The sequence below is a fragment of the Pseudomonas lutea genome (genome assembly GCF_000759445.1).
GTDB lineage: Bacteria > Pseudomonadota > Gammaproteobacteria > Pseudomonadales > Pseudomonadaceae > Aquipseudomonas > Aquipseudomonas lutea.
Genome location: NZ_JRMB01000003.1, coordinates 372,903 through 390,197 on the forward strand (window position 1 = coordinate 372,903; position 17,295 = coordinate 390,197).

The 17,295-nt window shown below is 57.7% G+C and carries 19 protein-coding genes; 6 read left to right on the forward strand and 13 right to left on the reverse strand.

Annotated elements, in window-relative coordinates; all coding sequences use genetic code 11:
• Nucleotides 1–39: 39 nt before the first annotated feature.
• The 7 genes from LT42_RS22480 to LT42_RS22510 form a co-directional block, all read right to left on the reverse strand.
• Entirely contained in the window at nucleotides 40–381 is a 342-nt protein-coding gene (locus LT42_RS22480; protein WP_037018370.1) for a HopJ type III effector protein, read from the reverse strand.
• Nucleotides 374–670 (reverse strand): DUF1244 domain-containing protein, encoded by a 297-nt coding sequence (locus LT42_RS22485; protein ID WP_037018373.1) that lies wholly within the window; start codon nucleotides 668–670, stop codon nucleotides 374–376. The genes LT42_RS22480 and LT42_RS22485 overlap by 8 nt, the downstream gene beginning before the upstream one ends.
• 86 nt (nucleotides 671–756) lie before the next feature.
• Complete coding sequence (folX, locus tag LT42_RS22490) at nucleotides 757–1,128, reverse strand: dihydroneopterin triphosphate 2'-epimerase (RefSeq protein ID WP_037018375.1); 372 nt, start codon at nucleotides 1,126–1,128, stop codon at nucleotides 757–759.
• Between the two features lie 3 nt (nucleotides 1,129–1,131).
• Nucleotides 1,132–1,692, reverse strand: a complete 561-nt coding sequence (gene folE, locus LT42_RS22495; RefSeq protein ID WP_037018378.1) for a GTP cyclohydrolase I FolE — start codon at nucleotides 1,690–1,692, stop codon at nucleotides 1,132–1,134.
• A 20-nt stretch (nucleotides 1,693–1,712) separates the two neighbouring features.
• Complete coding sequence (folM, locus tag LT42_RS22500; protein WP_037018380.1) at nucleotides 1,713–2,423, reverse strand: dihydromonapterin reductase; 711 nt, start codon at nucleotides 2,421–2,423, stop codon at nucleotides 1,713–1,715.
• 225 nt (nucleotides 2,424–2,648) lie between these two features.
• A complete protein-coding gene (locus LT42_RS22505) occupies nucleotides 2,649–3,218 on the reverse strand; it encodes an antibiotic biosynthesis monooxygenase (RefSeq protein WP_037018382.1) in 570 nt (189 codons plus the stop codon).
• A 186-nt stretch (nucleotides 3,219–3,404) separates the two neighbouring features.
• Nucleotides 3,405–4,010 carry a hypothetical protein gene (locus tag LT42_RS22510; protein WP_037018386.1) on the reverse strand — a complete coding sequence of 202 codons (606 nt, stop codon included), beginning with the start codon at nucleotides 4,008–4,010 and terminating at the stop codon, nucleotides 3,405–3,407.
• Nucleotides 4,011–4,385: 375 nt separating this feature from the next.
• Between LT42_RS22510 and LT42_RS22515 the strand changes: the two genes are divergently transcribed.
• The 3 genes from LT42_RS22515 (at nucleotide 4,386) to LT42_RS22525 (ending at nucleotide 6,717) form a co-directional block, all read left to right on the forward strand.
• A complete protein-coding gene (locus LT42_RS22515; protein ID WP_037018388.1) occupies nucleotides 4,386–4,841 on the forward strand; it encodes a flavodoxin in 456 nt (151 codons plus the stop codon).
• Nucleotides 4,842–5,097: 256 nt separating this feature from the next.
• Nucleotides 5,098–6,006, forward strand: coding sequence for an SDR family oxidoreductase (locus tag LT42_RS22520; protein WP_037018391.1), 909 nt, complete (start codon nucleotides 5,098–5,100; stop codon nucleotides 6,004–6,006).
• A 186-nt stretch (nucleotides 6,007–6,192) separates the two neighbouring features.
• On the forward strand, nucleotides 6,193–6,717 hold the full coding sequence (locus LT42_RS22525; RefSeq protein WP_037018393.1) for a hypothetical protein: 525 nt from the start codon (nucleotides 6,193–6,195) through the stop codon (nucleotides 6,715–6,717).
• Nucleotides 6,718–6,768: 51 nt separating this feature from the next.
• Here LT42_RS22525 and LT42_RS22530 read toward each other — a convergent pair whose 3' ends face one another.
• On the reverse strand, nucleotides 6,769–7,167 hold the full coding sequence (locus LT42_RS22530) for a hypothetical protein (RefSeq protein ID WP_037018395.1): 399 nt from the start codon (nucleotides 7,165–7,167) through the stop codon (nucleotides 6,769–6,771).
• Between the two features lie 486 nt (nucleotides 7,168–7,653).
• Here LT42_RS22530 and LT42_RS22535 point away from each other — a divergent pair, with 486 nt between their 5' ends.
• Complete coding sequence (locus tag LT42_RS22535; RefSeq protein WP_152597728.1) at nucleotides 7,654–11,130, forward strand: dermonecrotic toxin domain-containing protein; 3,477 nt, start codon at nucleotides 7,654–7,656, stop codon at nucleotides 11,128–11,130.
• On the opposite strand, the gene LT42_RS22540 is transcribed toward LT42_RS22535, so the two are convergent.
• Nucleotides 11,127–11,930, reverse strand: a complete 804-nt coding sequence (locus tag LT42_RS22540) for a SirB1 family protein (protein ID WP_037018400.1) — start codon at nucleotides 11,928–11,930, stop codon at nucleotides 11,127–11,129. The genes LT42_RS22535 and LT42_RS22540 overlap by 4 nt on opposite strands.
• Before the next feature lie 194 nt (nucleotides 11,931–12,124).
• Here LT42_RS22540 and LT42_RS22545 point away from each other — a divergent pair, with 194 nt between their 5' ends.
• Nucleotides 12,125–13,147 carry a Glu/Leu/Phe/Val dehydrogenase family protein gene (locus tag LT42_RS22545; protein WP_037018403.1) on the forward strand — a complete coding sequence of 341 codons (1,023 nt, stop codon included), beginning with the start codon at nucleotides 12,125–12,127 and terminating at the stop codon, nucleotides 13,145–13,147.
• 37 nt (nucleotides 13,148–13,184) lie between these two features.
• On the opposite strand, the gene LT42_RS22550 is transcribed toward LT42_RS22545, so the two are convergent.
• Nucleotides 13,185–13,451 carry a YebG family protein gene (locus tag LT42_RS22550; RefSeq protein WP_037018406.1) on the reverse strand — a complete coding sequence of 89 codons (267 nt, stop codon included), beginning with the start codon at nucleotides 13,449–13,451 and terminating at the stop codon, nucleotides 13,185–13,187.
• A gap of 412 nt (nucleotides 13,452–13,863) precedes the next feature.
• Between LT42_RS22550 and LT42_RS22555 the strand changes: the two genes are divergently transcribed.
• The gene (locus LT42_RS22555; RefSeq protein ID WP_037018408.1) at nucleotides 13,864–14,310 is read left to right on the forward strand and encodes a phosphate-starvation-inducible protein PsiE; all 447 of its coding nucleotides are present in this window, start codon (nucleotides 13,864–13,866) and stop codon (nucleotides 14,308–14,310) included.
• A 66-nt stretch (nucleotides 14,311–14,376) separates the two neighbouring features.
• Here LT42_RS22555 and LT42_RS22560 read toward each other — a convergent pair whose 3' ends face one another.
• The 3 genes from LT42_RS22560 to LT42_RS22570 form a co-directional block, all read right to left on the reverse strand.
• Nucleotides 14,377–15,669: an MFS transporter gene (locus tag LT42_RS22560; RefSeq protein WP_037018410.1), complete on the reverse strand. Its 1,293-nt coding sequence runs from the start codon at nucleotides 15,667–15,669 to the stop codon at nucleotides 14,377–14,379.
• 139 nt (nucleotides 15,670–15,808) lie between these two features.
• Nucleotides 15,809–16,261, reverse strand: a complete 453-nt coding sequence (locus tag LT42_RS22565) for a cupin domain-containing protein (protein WP_037018413.1) — start codon at nucleotides 16,259–16,261, stop codon at nucleotides 15,809–15,811.
• Nucleotides 16,262–16,381: 120 nt separating this feature from the next.
• Entirely contained in the window at nucleotides 16,382–17,287 is a 906-nt protein-coding gene (locus LT42_RS22570) for a LysR family transcriptional regulator (protein ID WP_037018415.1), read from the reverse strand.
• Nucleotides 17,288–17,295: the final 8 nt, after the last annotated feature.

Here is a 17,295-nt window from a genome sequence, read left to right on the forward strand (position 1 = left end):
TTTTATGTCCTGCAAGCGCGCTTTTGTAGGGCAGGGCAATCAGACCTTACGCTTGAGAGGCTCGGCCGAGAATTGCACGCCTGCCAGTCCGTTAGCGATCAACGCCCGAATGTTTCCATGGTCCGACCCCCCGGGGGTTGCGAGCACGGCGCGATAATGTTCGCCAAACGCCAGCAGCGCTTCCTCATCGCTCAGGCCTTCCAGCAGTGCCATGCCAAGTGTCTTGCAAGAGCCTTCGTTCTGACCCGCTGCGTTTTCCACCGGGCCGTTGCTGAAGGCCTGAGGCTGGTAATCGTAATGCGCGGCCACAAACGCGAGCGTGTCGGCAAAAAGGTGATTGCCGCTGGCAAGGCTGGCACGCAGTGCGCTCAGGTCAGTCATGCTTCGGTTCCTTGGCGAAAGCGGCCTGTTGCTCCGGGCTGGCTTCTTTCTGGTAGGTGGATTTCCACTCGCTGTAAGGCATGCCGTAAACCACTTCGCGGGCGTCATCAAGTGTGATCTCGATGTGCTTCTCGTCAGCGGCGGCCTTGTACCACTTGGACAGGCAGTTGCGACAAAAACCGGAGAGGTTCATCAGATCGATGTTCTGCACGTCCTTGCGGCTGTCCAGGTGCGCTACCAGACGGCGGAAAGCGGCGGCTTCAAGTTCAAGACGTTGTTGCTCGGTCATGGCGGGCTCTGTAGATGAATAACGTGGGACGATGATAAAAGCGGCAGTAGGGGTGGGCAAGCGCGCCAGAGTGACGGCGCGAAGGCTCAGCGCGCCGCCGCGAGCGTGATCGATACCGATTCGGCGAAACGCAGCGCGTGAGGCTTATCCACCTCGACCTCGGCGTACTGAACCGCTTCATGGCTCATCACAAGGTCAAGCACCTCCTGCGTCAGGCGCTCGAGCAAGGCAAAGCGATTGCTTTCCACGTGCTGGATGATCGCCTTGGTGATGGTGCGGTAATTAAGCGCATGGTCGATATCGTTGTCGCGCACCGCTTCCTGCGCCGCGTACTGGATCGTGAGATTGATCAGCACATCTTGCTTGTTGAGAATCTCATCTTCGTTGATGCCGATAAACGTACGCAGGCACAGGTCTTTGACCCTGATGCGTGCTGTGCCGGGTTCGAGTCTTGCCATGGACTACTTGCTCCGTCCGATCAATTGCAAAAATTCCATTCGGGTGGTGGTCGACTCGCGGAAGGCGCCGAGCATCACCGAAGTGTTCATGGTCGAGTTCTGCTTTTCAACACCGCGCATCATCATGCACATGTGCTGGGCCTCGATCACCACCGCCACGCCTGCTGCCTTGGTGACATCCTGGATGGCATCGGCGATCTGTCGCGTCAGGTTTTCCTGAATTTGCAGGCGCCGCGCGAACATGTCGACGATGCGGGCGATCTTCGACAGCCCCAGGACCTTTCCGGTGGGGATATAGGCAACATGAGCCTTGCCGATGAAGGGCAGCAGGTGATGCTCGCACAGCGAGTACAACTCGATATCCTTGACGATGACCATCTCGTCGCTCTCGGATGCAAACAGTGCACCGTTGACGATCTCTTCCAGGGTTTGCTCGTAGCCATGACAAAGATACTGCATGGCCTTGGCTGCGCGCTTGGGTGTATCCAGCAACCCTTCGCGTTCAGGATCTTCACCCAGGCCGACGAGGATTTCACGGTAATGCTGTGGCAGTGACAGGGTCATCAATGATTCCTCGGGGCGACTTACTTTAGGTGCCGTCCGCCGTTTAAGGTCAGCGTGGTGCCGGTGACGTAGGGGTTATCCAGCAGGTAGCGCACGCTCTGGTAAATCACCTCGGCACCAGGCTCGATTCCGAGGGCCGATTTATCCAGCGTGCGCAGGCGATAGGCTGCATCGTCGTCGGGTTGGAACATCAGCATGGCCGGGGCGATGCCGTTGACCTTGATATGGGGGGCAAACTTTGCTGCGAAGGACAGCGTCAGGTTTTCCAGCCCCGCTTTGCTGGCGCTGTAGGCGACATGCTTGCTGCTGCCTTTGCGGGTGACGTCGTCGCTGATGTGAACAATGTCGGCTTTCTCGCATCGCCGCAGCAAATCGGCGCAATGGAGGTTGATCAGATAAGGCGCCAGCATATGGACGCTGAACATGCGCGTGAACACATCCGCCTCGTCATGTGTGCTCTCGGCCAGCCAGTCTGATGCGTTGTGAACGATCGCCCTGAGGCAGTCTGTACGATCTTTCAGGCGTGCAATGAAATCCAGCACGCTGGCCTCGCAGGAGAAGTCCGCCTGCAGGACGACTGCGCCGAGGTCTTCGAGCTGTCGCACACCTGGGCGGTCGCTGCGGTACGTGATGATGACGGGCTGGCCCTCCGCCAAAAGGCGCTCGGCGCAATACAGGCCGACGCGCTGGCTGGCGCCAGTTATCAGGACAGGAGCAGGGGAGCAGGCCATGATTGTCACGCATCAAAAAAACAGGGAGGGGAGGTCGGTCGAGAAGCGGAGATCGTTGCATTAACTGCCATGAAGTCGCCGTCAGGGTAGACCGTAAGGCAAGTTAACCCAACGGCCGCTTCTTGTACAACCGGCAGATGGCTGTACATGTTTTGTCAGGGGCGATGCCCGGAACGCTGAGCGCCGCACGCGGCAGGCCACTTCGCGCGAGGCCGCTACTGCGTTTCAGCGAGTGGACGCTGATTCCGTACCGTTGACCTGAGCGGGCGCATTGCTGTGCAGCCACCCTGCCAGCAGATGGGTCGACAGCGGGATGAACCAGAACACCATCAGCGGAGTGAGGATGAGTGTGCTGATCATGATGCGCGGCAAGAGCTCCAGTTGGCCAAGCAGCGGACCCAGTACGAAGTTGAATATCAGCGACACCGGGAAAAAGGCCAGCCAGATGGCGACCGCCTGCTTCCACCGGGGCGGGCGCTGGCCTGCGGCACCAAACCAGCCGTCGATACCACTGACGCGGTGTACCGAGTCTTTGGCAAACAGACCGCTGCCGCGCACCAGCCAGGAGCGTCGGGATGCAGAATGCTCCCATGCGTGCATGGTGGCCTCGTCTGCAAAGCGGAAAATAATCTGGAATTCGTCATCCCCTGGCGGCGGTGCAAGCACGCCTGAGCCGAGATAGCCGGGGAAGTCAGTGGCAAGTTGTTCGCCTTCGTGCAGCCAGGCGATCAATTCCTGGTAGCGGCCATGGGCGACGCGACGGGCAACCATCAGCGTGACGGGAGAGGTAGACATTGTGTATCTCCGATAAACAAGTGAGCTTCCCGGGTAGGGAAACCACGTGACACTGCGCCGGGGTGGTGGCACTGCGTCAGCTTCGCTGGAAAAAGCAAGCAAGGATTATTCCTGAATCTTGCGATAAAGCCAGAGGTGTTTGTCGGCGGACAGCGAAAGGCAGCGGAGCCCGATGGGCCAGTAGCCTCAGAGGTGCATAGAAGGATGAATCTTGCGGTGCTCTTGAAGGATGTACTGGCGCAGGCGCTCCGTATCTTCCTTGCTGTTCTGACTCAGGCGATACGCGGCAAGCCCATGTTGGGTCAAGCGCTCAAAGGTACCGCGCAGTGCGATGGGAGCGTCGCCCAACGGCGTGAAAAAGGCAGCAAAGGACTTTGGCGGTTTGGTTTGCTTGCGTATCTCCAGCAGAATGCCCTTGAAGGAAATCTCATGAACCCACAGCGCTGTCGGTGAGCCTTTCTCGGTTTCAAGCGGCACCGGCTCGGGCAGGGTCAGGCGCCAGGGGCGAATCCGCGGGCCTTCTTCGAAGATGCTCGGTGCGCCCAACTCCAGGTGCAGCGCATGAAATTCGTCTTCCACCAAGTGGAGGGGAAAGGTCATTTGCTGATTGTCGAACTGAGCCTGGATCGTGACTTGCTCATGCGCCGCCAGGCGAGTGAGCAGATCCTGGATCTGCACGCCGCCATTCACCACCAGACTGCTGGATTTGTCCCGCAAATTCAGCGTCGGGTTGTGCTGCATCTTCTGGATGAACTCCAGTTCATCAGGCGTGAGGAGATTGTCGCGCTGCATGGCCAGGCTCGATTAACCGGTTATTGAGAAAGCAGACAGATCGTTCGCAGTTTGGTTGCGACCGCTCGTCAGTTGCTGAATGTTACCCCTTCAGGATTCGCATCTCCAGCCGAGCTTGCGCCACTTTGCTGCATAACTCGACCCCTTTGCGCCGGGCTGCATAACGTCGTCGCCGAATGAGCGAAGCCGGCATGGAAGGAGCCTGACTGATGGAGATTGGACAGGTGCTCACTGCTATCGTTGAAAATCATTTCTGGTAGCAGTTCGCTGGCGGTGCCCGATTGCTGCCAGACGGGTGATTCACAAAATCGCAATGCGAAATTCGGGACCCTGCTGCGGCATAATGTCTGAAATTCTTACGTCACAGGATGAACAATGAAGGTCGCGATCATTGCAGGCTCGGTCTACGGCGCGGCGGAAGAAGTGGCTCGGCATGCGCAACAGATCATTAAATATGCAGGGTATGAGGTGTTGTTCAACCCGCGCGCCACGCTTGCCGAGTTGCAGGCGTTTGCGCCAGGCGCTCTTCTGGCGGTGAGTTCAACGACCGGAATGGGCGAGCTGCCGGACAACATCCAGCCGCTCTACCATCAGATCCGTGATGCCCTGCCCGCTGACTGGCGTGGGCTGCCCGGTGGAGTGATCGCATTGGGCGATGCGAGTTACGGCGATACCTTTTGTGCGGGCGGAGAATTGATGCGTGAGCTGTTCGGCGAACTGGGTATACGCGAGGTGCGGGAGATGCTGCGTCTGGATGCCAGCGAAACCGTCACGCCTGAAAGCGATGCCGAGCCTTGGCTTGCCGAGTTCATCAGGCACCTGAACGCCTGATGCCTGACTGATGCTGCTGTATGACGCGGCCGCTTGACGCTCTTGCCATGGCGGCTTGCGACGACCCATTACCAGCGTGAGTATGGGCTCATCCATCCTTGGGCGTTATCGGCCATTATTCAGCGCGCCCCCTATTGATTGTGACCTGACAGCGAGTCGTTGACACTCGCTGACAGTTCGCCCGCTTATGCTGGTACTGACGCCTGACGGGCTCAGGACCCAGGATAGAGCCGGCATCATCATCAGGGGGAGCGACATGAGTGAGTCCATGGATTTCGAAGGCAAGGTAGTGATCGTCACCGGTGCGGGTGGCGGGCTCGGGCGCGCGCATGCCTTGCTGTTTGCGCGACACGGCGCGCGCGTGATCGTAAACGACCTCGGCGGTTCGGCCCACGGCGAAGGTGCCAATGCCTCGGCGGCGGATCGAGTGGTCGCGGAAATCCTCGATGAGGGCGGCGAAGCAGTCGCCAATCACGACTCGGTCACCGATGGCGACAAGATCGTTCAGAATGCGCTCGACACCTATGGCCGGGTGGACGTAGTGGTCAACAACGCAGGCATCCTGCGTGACAAAAGCTTCGCCAAAATGGAAGACACCGACTGGGACCTGGTTTACCGCGTTCACGTCGAAGGCGCCTACAAGGTTACCCGCGCTGCCTGGCCCCATCTGCGAGAACAGAACTATGGACGCATCATCTTCACGTCGTCCACGTCTGGCATCTATGGCAATTTTGGACAGGCCAACTACGGCATGGCCAAGCTTGGCCTCTACGGGTTGACGCGCACGCTCGCCATTGAAGGGCGCAAGAACAACATTCTGGTCAACGCCATCGCTCCGACCGGCGGGACTCGTATGACCGAAGGCTTGATCCCGGCCAGCGTGTTCGATCTGCTGAAGCCTGAGTTGGTCAGCCCGCTGGTGGTTTTTTTGGGCAGCGAGCAGTGCCCTGACAGCGGCGGGTTGTATGAAGTGGGTGGCGGCTGGATGGGCAAGGTCCGCTGGGAGCGTAGCCTGGGTGCCGGCTTTGACCCGCATGCAGGCTTTTCACCGCAAGATGTCGCGGCGCAATGGGCATCCATCAGTGACTTCAGCAACGCTGTGCATCCGGCGGACAGCGCCGAAGCTCTTAAAGAGATGATGGCGAATCTGCAGAGGTTCGGCTGATCAGTCGTTCGAATATACAAAGGCCAACTCGAGAGATCGATTTGGCCTTTTTTGTAGGAGCATTATTTGCGGCGATGTAGGACAGGTCTCTAAATAAGGCAATGATCCCGTCTTTGGCTTTTCAGCCTAAACCCAGCCTTCGATTACCCGACACCTCCTGAGAACAAGCGAATTTCAGGAGGTTTCATGATTGGCAATTTGATTAAGGTACAGGAGCGGTTAAGTGTTTATGTGGCCATACCGGACCAGCGATTCAAAGTCAGGTCCGGCCTCAGCCCCGAGGAGGAAGCGGTCAAGCAGAAGGTGCGTCAGTACTGGGCGGACGAGAACATTCCAGGCATCAAAAAACTGGAGGGGCTGAACATCAGCCTGAGCGGATTTGACCCGCGCAGGACCAGCAACAAAGAGCTGATGGAACTGGGCGTTCTGCTTGCCGAGCGAGGGATAATAGATGGGGATCTTATTGGTGCCATGTCGAGCATTGATGTCGAGTTCGACTCGATGGGGAATGAAATCAACATGGGTAAGGAGGTCAATGTATATGAGTTTTTCAGCAAGCAGCTTAGTCAGTTGCAGGAATCCATCAGAGACGGCAATGAGCATGCTCGAGGCGCCCTGGTTGAGCTAAAAACTTCTTTGTCTGTGGTGATGGCGTTGGAGGAATATATGAAGCGTCCTCGCGAGCGGTCATTGGTCAATATCCGCGCCTAAACGAGGGATAACGTCTGGGGCCATATCCAGCTAGCCCCAGGCGCTTGGTTATTACATGGGAACGACAAAGGCCCCGGTATAGCTGACTGACGTGTTGCTCTGTCGGTTATCGATTACCAGCCGAAATATGCCGGCTCCGAAACGGCCTGAAGGGTCGTACGTCGCTGCAGTGATGGAAGCCCAGCCGCCGTTTTTCAACTGCTGGACGATAACGGGGACTTGTCCTGACGCACCTTTCACGTTGAAATGATGGGAAGTAGTCCCGCACGTCACCTTATACGGCCCGTAGATCACCTTTTCTTGCTGTGCCCCTACGTGACCCGACGAAGTTGACCCGGACTTTTTCGTGCAGAAGTTGAAGGTATTTGCTGCAGGTTGCGCAGTTGCCGCACCGGCGAGCGACGTCAGGCATGCCGCCAGGGTCAGCGTAATCATTTTTTTTGTAAACATCGTGAAGCTCCATTAGTCATTCATTGAGTTATCAGGGTGGGTGTTCTCACCTCACTGTGATGACTAATGTTTAAACAGAAGTTTGAGTAGGAATGTTGCTTAATATGCTGTGGGATTTCTCTGAGCTTCTACATCTACCGAAATAATCGGCGTAGAAACTCTAAAAAACAGCCGCTGCAATCGTGTCCGCTAAATACGGCGACATTTGTTCAAATCAAAGTGCACCCAATGTGGGACCCCCGGATGACGAAAGCAATTCGATTCCATCCCGGCTCTTACTGACATCGCAACAGTAGGACAAGACTCTCGGCGGCCTTCCACCAGGTTTATTTCCTGCAAACCGCGTCGGTTCAACATCGTCAGCCAAGCAATATGTACCGCTTTCGATGCTCAGCAAAGGTCTGAAATGGAGCTCTCGAATGGTTTACGTTGTACTCATCGGCTGGATGCTGGTGGGCGTGGCCGTTCCTAATCGGAGCTGTATCCATGAATGATCTATCTGCTGTAATTCACTCCAACAGTACAGGTGCTGCTCAACAGCACACCGCTACTCAGCACCTTCTCGCCTTTACGACCGCCTGCTCGCAATGCACCTCGGTACTGGAAGACCTCCCTTCGCTTCGGGACGTCGCGTTCGACCGCCTTTCAGGTTTCCTGCGCGGGCGTGTACAGGTGTGGAACCCGGACATTATTTTTCTGAACGGTCCATCCGCGCCCCAAACGGCGCAAGGTTCGTGCTCGCTTACTGATGCACTAATTCAGGCAATGACGTCGGGAGCTAAAGCGTTCGATCCGAAAATCCAGGCTTTGTATTACCACCACGAGAGCGCCGAGGCGCAGCATCGGGTGGCAGAAAAAGACTTCATCACGATCAAGAGTGTTTTTAGTCAGGTCCTGGCGAAGTTTCCCGGGGCCTATCACGGGGCGCTCGCCTTGGCATGGGATAGCCATGAGACGTCACCGGCTGAAGGGAAAAGTGCAGCCCGCCACCAAGTCATCAGCAGGCATCATCAATCGGCACTCAATCACGACATCGAGTTTCAATTCACTGAGCAACGACTCAACAAGGAGGAGAAAAACCGCCTCGTACACGTACTCAGCCATCAACCCACTGGCGGGCTTTTCAAGATATCCCTGCGCCTGCCGGGTGAAATGACAGCACCACTGCTTTCGGTCTTCGCGGTCACACAGGACGAAAATGCTGCAGATGCGCGTCATACGTCCGGCCCATGCTATCTGCTCATGGCCGCAGGCGGGGTTGAACGGTATGAGTCCTTTTCTGAACTCAACAGCCAATTGGCTCGGCGACTGTCCGGCACATCGGGCCAAGACCCGTTGCTGAAAACCCTGTGTTTATCGGACTTGGCGCGGTTGCCTGAAAACCACGTCGTCGGCAACGATGACCTCGATTACGAGCCTTGTGTAGAGCCAATGCTGCACTGCCATGTGGCGGGCCTTCGTAACAAACAGGCCAGGGATTTCGATTTTCTGGTGCAACAGGCCAAAGCGAGCAGCGACAGCTACCCGGCTTTTTTGAAAAAGGTCAGTGAAGTGCAGGTGTGTGCTCATGTCGATGAGGCGATGGGGCATCGATTCAAGAGCCTTTCTGTACGTGCCGAGGACCTTGCTCAGCCGCAATGGCTGAAATACGCAGAGCCTGCGGATCGCGAGCTCTATGCGAAGCTCGATCGCCAATACACCGAGCGCAAGCAGGCCGTTGATGCCCTGATGGACGGGCTGGAATCGCTGGAGGTATTTGCTCGTAATGAGATTGGCCGCTATGTGCGCAAGCATCTGGGTTACTCGGTTGACGTGCAGCAGGTGATGATCAGCTTGTCGGACGAATTCGATATCCAGAGCGGTGCGTTCTCGATCCAAAACTGCAAATCACTGATTGAGTTCGCTATGCTCGGCCTGCCCACAGTTTCAGGCGACGGCGAGGTGATTCTCCCTGCGGTACATGCGAACCCTGCGTTCACATTCGGTTTTGTGAAGACAATGCTCAATGAACTGGATGTCCAGCGCCGCTACCGACAGCAGCTTAGAGCGCGGCTAACCCATGAGCGGACCCTGCGCGCCCTGACCCATAGGCGGGACGCTGCTCTGGCACTTAGCACCATGGCTGCTTTGCTGCAAGGACACCTGGTGGGCGAGCGAAGCCTGGATCTGATTCATGGTGTGCGCGCGGACATTGTCCAAGACGATGTGGTGATGACCCTGGGGAGCCTGAAACTGGCCGTCAATGGCGTACGCTTCAAAGATATTCTGGTATTCCGTAGCCGGGATGCGGCAGGCGACGATCATTACGCGCTCTATGCCCCCGGTGCGCCAGGCGGCCAGGACCTGTTTGGATTCAACTCATGGCGCCAGTTGTCCATTGAAGTCGGCCGCTGGCTGGCGGCCGATGCGGGCGCCCGCTATTTGCTCGACCAAAGCGCCATAACCACTGAGCCTGACCATTCCGACTTCCTGGAAAAAGTGCGTCGCAAGGGCACATTGTGGAGTGAGTCCAGTGTGGTGTTCCACGAGCTGGACGGCGACAACTTCGAGGAGCGCCTCTCAGATGCCACTAGCCACAAAATCGAGCGGGCATTGACGCGCGATGAATCTGCTTTGGTGGGGTTCACTCACGAAACCACCTACGCTAACCGTGGCGCCCTGGCGTTGCTGGAAAATCGGATCAACGAGTTGGACAAGGCTTTCGTACACACAACTCAGGCAATGGTGTCATTTGAACAATTTGCCAGGCGCGAAGGCAGCAAGCTGCTCAACGATTACATCAGCAGCCAGGGCGTGGGCGAACGCGTCGATACCGACACGATCTTCGTGGATCTGGACAACGCCGATTACGTCGCAACCCCGGACTTCACCGAGTACTCCCGGCTCAGGTCCCTGACTAGCTTGTTTATGGAAGGGTTTTCGGATCAGTACGCGTTCACTTCCAAGGCACCTATGTATTCATCGGTGGGACAGGACTTGAGGGCACTGCCCCTTTACTTTGCCCAGCGAGTGGACAAGGCGCTGCGTGAGGCGGCGTTGGGTGAGCGCTACATCCAATGGATCCGGCAGGAGTTTTTGAACTCATCTCACGAGCAGTACCACTATCGCCGAGCACTGTTCGGCAGGCGTCTACAGTTCGATATGCGCCTGGCAGCAATGCGGGAGTTTTTAAAAGGTCATTTATCAACCGCGCAGTACCAGTGGCTAGTGCAGCTCATTGTTTCGCTGGATAAACAGGTGCTCGAGCAAAACAAAGGGCTGCAAGACCGTATCAAGCGCAGTAGCGCAGCTATGTTCCGCTTCGCCGGTTACACCGTACAAGGCGTGTATATGCTTCGCGATTTCAGCTCCCCAGACGGCGACTTCAATTTGTTATATACGCCCGATGCTCCGGACGGCATCAGTTTCAGAAAACTGACTAACTATGTGGAACTCTTGGGTTCGCCTGACATGCGCCGCTATTACTACCTTCGTGTTCCGTACAAGGGACAACCCACTGTCGGGTCTCTCTTTGATGCAATGGACCGCAACCTCCCGGGGCGGTGGATTACCATTGAAAACCCGGAGCATCAGAACACCGATCGGGTCACGGACATCCACGATCTTTACGACGAACAGATCAGTCGGATCGTTGCCGATGTCGATGCCCAGACCAGGAGTACGACGGAGCGCTGGATTGAAAAGACTTATTCTATTGTAAGGTTGCTTGGGGCCGCGCTGCTGATGCCGTTCCCTGGCGCAGCCCTCGCATGGACGGGGCTTCACCTGACCATCGATATGCAACGGGGTTTGCTCGCCTATCACGACGGCGACCGCGCGACCGCGTCCTGGTTTTTTGGGGCCGCAGTCTATGGAGCACTAATGGGAGGCGCCGGCGTCAAGACAGTCGTTACCCACGATAAGGCGCTGATTGTAAAGGTCGGCCAGTGGGCAGTGAAAAAACTGGCCGCCCAGACCGGTTAATGAATAGCGCGCCCGCTGGGCAGCGATTGCAAGCGCTGGGTGAGGCGCAGTTTCTGCACCGGATCTTCACTCAACATTAATGCATGCTCCAGATCGAAGCGTTCGGCCTGCGGGCAATCCAGATGCTGGTACAGGCTGGCGCGAGCGAGATAATCGCTGGTGTTGGCCTGACCCAGTTCCATCACCCGCGTTGCATCCTTGAGTGCCGCGATCAAGTCGTCGTTTAACTGGTGCAAATAGCGCAGGTTTCGCGACAAGCGTTGAAGCATTGCCGCAGGGGTTGCGGTTGTCATGTGCTCGGCCATCAATGGCACGTTCGGGCCGAATTGACGCAGCAGCAACTCCCGGCAGTCCTTTGGGTACAGCCTGCGCCCGCCGCAGGGGTCAAGCGAATGATCGGCACGTGGCACACGCAGCAGAAAGTGCCCCGGGAAATTGACCCCTTCAAGTGGAATATCGAGACGCTTGGCAATGTGAAGTGCAACCAATGCCAGCCCCAGCGGCTGGCCTCGACGCCGCTCAATGATCTTGTGAAGCATCGCCGCTTGAGGCTTGGGTTGAGCGGCATCGTCCTGTTGGAAACCCAGTGCCGCCAGTTGCCGCAGCAAAGGCTGAGCGAGTTCAGTCGCCGGCAGCATGGGAAGCGCAGCGCCGATGCTGCGCTCCAGCGTGGCCAGTTGGTCGTGGAAGGCCTGGAAATCAACCTGTTCATCGTGTTCTGCCGCAATCCACAAGGCCGCTTCAAACGTGGACGGCGGATTCTGCTGCAGACAGGCAAGGCATTGCTGGCGCGGACTCATCGACTTCTCCGGCGGTATCGGGCGACGCGAAAACTTAACCATTGGCTCTGTTTTATCCCCTGACTGGCGCCTTCGTCCAGCGATGATTCGTGGCCGGGGCCCAGTAACTGTCCCTCGTCAGGATGCCGCGGCAGGTGCCTTCCTTTTTTCATCCAGCGCCTATACTCGCCAGTACGAAAAAGGGAGCATTGCCCATGTTCGCTCTCATGCAAAGCTCACGCGTGCAATCACTGCACATGATGGTCGAGCCCGGTACCGGCTTGAAGGCGGTGATCGCGATTCACAGCAGCCGAAAAGGCCCAGCGCTCGGCGGCTGTCGCTACCTGTCCTATCCAACTGAAGAGAGCGCTGTAGAAGACGCCATTCAACTGGCCAGGAACATGAGCTACAAGGCTGTCCTTGCCGGGTTATCTCTGGGCGGAGGGACGGCAGTGATCATGCGTCCGGCTCATGTACCGGACAGGGCTGCCTTGTTTGAGGCCTTCGGGCGTTTTGTCGAAAGCCTGGACGGCCGGTACATCACGGCCATGGACAGCGGTACATCGAGGGAGGATATGGATTGCATTGCGCAATGCACTCGACACGTCACCAGCACCACCGCGGTGGGCGACCCCTCGGCACATACCGCGCTGGGGTTATATACGGGGATTCGCACCACTGCGATGGCCCGGCTGGGCAGCGATAACCTGGAAGGCTTGCGGGTAGCGATACAGGGCTTGGGGCATGTGGGATATGCGCTGGCTGAACAGCTGCATGCGGCGGGCGCCGAGCTCTTGGTTGCAGATCTGGACAGCGGCAAAGTCCAGCTCGCCATGGAGCAATTCGGTGCTAAACCGATTGCCAGTGAGGCGTTGCTCAGCACGCCCTGCGACATTCTCGCGCCCTGCGGGCTGGGCGGGGTCCTGAACAGTCACAGCGTTGCCAAGTTGCGTTGCGCTGCTGTCGCGGGTGGCGCGAATAACCAGCTCAGCTGTGCCGCCATTGCCGATCAGTTGGAAGCGCGCGGCATTCTGTACGCCCCGGACTATGTCATCAACTCCGGAGGCCTCATCTATGTGGCGCTTCAGCACCAGGGGGCAACTGACGGAACGATCACTGCACATCTCTCTCAGATCGGCACACGGCTGACTGAAGTATTTGCCCATGCCCAGGCTGAAAAGCGCTCCCCCGCGCGCGTCGCAGATGCGCTGGCAGAGCGGCTACTCGATCAGGAGTGAACCGCAGCGTCTTGCCCCGCAATCTCAACCCCTGCGATTACTCTGCCTCTTGCTCCGTGGGTGTCAGCTCATTGAGGGCCAAGGCGTTGTTCTTGAAAGCCGCAGCGAAAACCGCGCGGTTTTTGGCCATGAAGATACTGGCATCTTCGGCGTGTTTTTCGGTAAGACCGGCAACATTCTTCATCAACACGTCGGTAAGCAGTTCTGCCAGTTCCAGCATCTGATCATGGGCATCGGCGAGTTTGCGGTCCACGAACGTAGTCTCCAAATCACGCGTACTGCGGTAAAGGGTTTCAACAGCCATTGTCGGCCTCGTCGTCATTTCCAGAGTTGTTAGGGATCAGCTCGCGCGGTTGGCGCACATGGCCGAAAGGTGATGCAAGACAGCACGCGCTGTCTTTTTACTGTCTATTTATACAGTGCGCAGCATAGGTGAATCATTAGAGCTTGGGTAGGGGCCGCCTTCACTTTTTGCCGATCATCCGGTTGCGACATCCGGTCACGTTCCCAGCACAGGCTAATGGCCCTATTAATGCTAGCTACTGTCGAGCCGCGCGCGAGCGGATGTCACGTGCGCGCCCTACGCTTCATCTGAACTGCTCAAGGAATTACGTCGTGAAAACTGGCTCGGCTCAACGTCAGCGCTTTTTGGCATGCGGGTGCGCCGCAAGGCGTCGCTTCACCAACAGTTCTGGCTTATGGACGGGAGGCGCGCGATGGGCAGCGTGAAGTGGGCAGACCGGATGCGGGCTAAGCTCCATGGCGGCGCCAACAGCCTGGGTAACCTTGCGGTTGAGGCGTTTCATTATCTGGCTCTGTTCGGCATCGGCGCGGTCACTGCGTATGCAGCGATAAAGGCATTTATCGGCATGCTTGGGCAGGAGTACATCGCCGTGGATGACATCCTGCTGTTGTTCATCTACCTGGAATTGGGTGCGATGGTCGGCATCTATTTCAAAACCAACCACATGCCCCTGCGGTTCCTTCTCTACATTGGGGTCACAGCGCTTATCCGTTTGCTGATCAGCGACGTCTCGCATCACAAGGCGCCGGACATGGGCATCATTTACGTGTGTGGCGGGGTGCTGTTGCTGGCGTTTTCAATCCTGGTGGTGAGGTACTCGTCGTCGAGGTATCCCTCGGTTCAGGAGAAAGTGGAGTAGGGCGCGCGCGACTGGGCGCATTCCAATGGGCCCGCTTCACGTGCGAGCCCTCTGGGACCGCCTTCCTCAAACCCGAGCAGTCTGCTTCTCGGTAGTTTCGGCCGGCGAGGCGTCGGCGAAGTGGTTGACCTGACGCAACGCTTTGAAACCGACCATCCAGGCACCGACAACCCCCAAGGTACATAGCCCGCCGATGATCGCCGCAGGAACGGCGCCCCAGAGCGCGGCACTGCTGCCGGCGCGGAACTCGCCCAGTTCGTTGGACGAGCCGATGAACAGCATATTCACCGCATTCACCCGTCCGCGCATGTCGTCCGGCGTCGAAAACTGCACCAGCGTGGAGCGGATATAGACGCTGACCATGTCCGCCGCACCGGCGATCATCAGGGCCAGCAGCGACAGCCAGAACAGCGTCGACAGCGCGAACACCAGATTGGCCACTCCAAAGACCGCAACGGCAATGAACATGACCAGGCCGACATGCCGGTCAAAAGGTCGAAAACTCAGGTACAGACCGGTGGCGACCTCGCCGAGGCTCATGGCACTGCGCAGCGCACCCAGCCCCTGCGGACCGAGGTGCAACACTTCATGAGCGTAGATGGGCAATAGCGCTACCACGCCGCCGAGCAGCACGGCGAACAGGTCAAGCGAAATGGTCCCGAGGATGATCGGCCGCGAGCGAATAAAGGCGATGCCTGCGGTGAACCGCTTCCAGGCTGTTGATTCCAGGATCTGCTTCTTGCCGGCATAAAGCACCGGTACACGGATGAGCAACAACACGCCGGCGATAAAGCTGGCCATGCACACCGAGTAGGTGAGCCCGCCGCCACCGGCAGCATACAAACCGCCGCCGACCAGAGGCCCGGCGATGGTAGCGATGCGCATGATCATGCTATTGGTGGCGATCGCCGAGGCGAGTTTTTCACGGGGCACCACCTGTGGCAGCAGGCTCTGCAATGCGGGACCTGTGAAGGCTCGTGCGCAGCCGAACAGCGCCAAAGTGGCGTAAATCAGTCGAGTGTCCTGATGGTGCGTGACCGAAAACAGCATCAGCATCAGGCTGCACACCGCCTGAACCGACCAACTTATGGTCAGGATCAGCTTGCGATCATAACGGTCAATAAGGTCGCCAGCGGGCATCAACAGCAGCAGCATCGGAATGAACTGCGCCAGGCCCACGTAGGCGAGCGAGATCGGGCTGCGGGTCATGTCGTAGACCTGCCAGGCGACGACTACCGCTTGAATCTGCATGGCAAATACAGCCGCGAGACGCGCGGTCAGAAAAGCGAAAAAGCCGGGCAGACGCAGGGCGCTTTTGGCAGACGATTCGGAAGATGAAGCGGGCGGTTCGGAACTCAAGGCGGGGCATCCATCGCAGTAAAAGACGGCTGACTGTTATACACCGGTAAGCGTGTGTATGCCTGTAGCTGTCAGAACTTTAATGGAGTAACGACGTGCAAACGGCAGCCGAAGACCGTCGGCTGCCGAGCCTTTACCGTTAACCTTTCACTGGAACCAGATCGAAATTGTTGTCCTGGTACTGGAACAACAGACAATCTTCGCCGGCTGCGCAGCCGCTTTCATGGACTTGCCTGGCAGGCAGATTATAAAAAGAGCCAGCCGGGTACTCGGTGCGCTTGCCGTCGATGACCGCATAGAAAGTACCGGCCATCACAACGGTGGGGAGTGCCTGGCTGTGGAGGTGCAGACCATTGTCGGTACCGGCCTTGAAGGTCACGAAGGCGGAGTAGAAGCCTTTGCCTTTGCTCAGAATGTCGCCTTCGGTATTGGCATAACCCACGGCGCCTTGAGTTCCTGGAACCTCTTGCCACTTCAACTGAGCGACGCGTAGTGAGACCACCGAGTCGGGCGCATTATTTGCGGCAATAGCCGCTGTAGCGATCACCAACAAGGCGAGACTTGCGCTGGTCATTTTCTTCAGATGTTTCATGGTGGAGCCCTCTATGGTTTGGAATAGTGGGCGATGTTAGGGCGCAGAACGGTGCGCATATACGGCATCAATCAAGCATGACCTGTGCAATAACAGCACAGGCTTCTTCTTGAAGCATGATCAGCTTACCCACCGGGGCACGGCGTAATATTGCTGGGCGTAATCCAGAAAGACTCGCACTTTGGGCGCCACATACCGACTCTGCGGATACAGTGCGTACAACGAGCGCGAACGTAGCGTCCATTGCGGCAGCACGTGCGTCAGGCGGCCGTCCGCCAGAGCATCGTGGACAATGAAGCGGTCGAAGCTGGCGATCCCCACCCCCGCAATCGCGGCGGCTCGAAGCGCCATGGGCGAGTTGGCGCTGAGCCGGGCAGGCATGTTTATCTCAAGCTGCTGAGCATCCGGACCTGTCAACTGCAGCAGATTTGGCTGGGTCAGGCGGCTGTAGACCAGAAGCGGATGCTGGCTCAGCGTTTCAGTCGTCAGCGCCGACACCTGACGCTTTAGATAGGCGGGTGCTGCCACCAGAATGACTTCACTCAAACTGAGTCGCCGAGCCACCAGGCTGGAGTCGGGCAGATAATCCGTCACGCGCAGGCACAGATCGACGCCTTCAGCGAGCAAATCCACAAGTTGATCCGTGCAGGTCAGTTCAATATTCAGATGTGGGTAGAGTTCGACAAATCCTGCCAGCCAGCGCCCCAATTCAAGTTCTCCGAACGCCGTACCCACATTCAAGCGCAAAGTGCCACTGGGCTGCTCGTGATGCTCGGACAGCTGCAACGCCATGCTGTCCATCTGTTCGAGAATGTGCGCGCAATGGCGATAGAAGAGCCCGCCCGCCTCAGTCAGTTGCAGGCGGCGGGTGGTTCGGTGCAGCAGCTGAGTGCCAAACTGGCGTTCGAGGTTTTTGACCTGCCGAGACAATACCGTGTGCGACTGCCCGGTGAGCTGGGCCGCCGCACTGAACCCACCGCTGTCCACCACCCGGCGGAACGCTTGCATCGCGCTGAGGGTGTCCATTCCCTTGG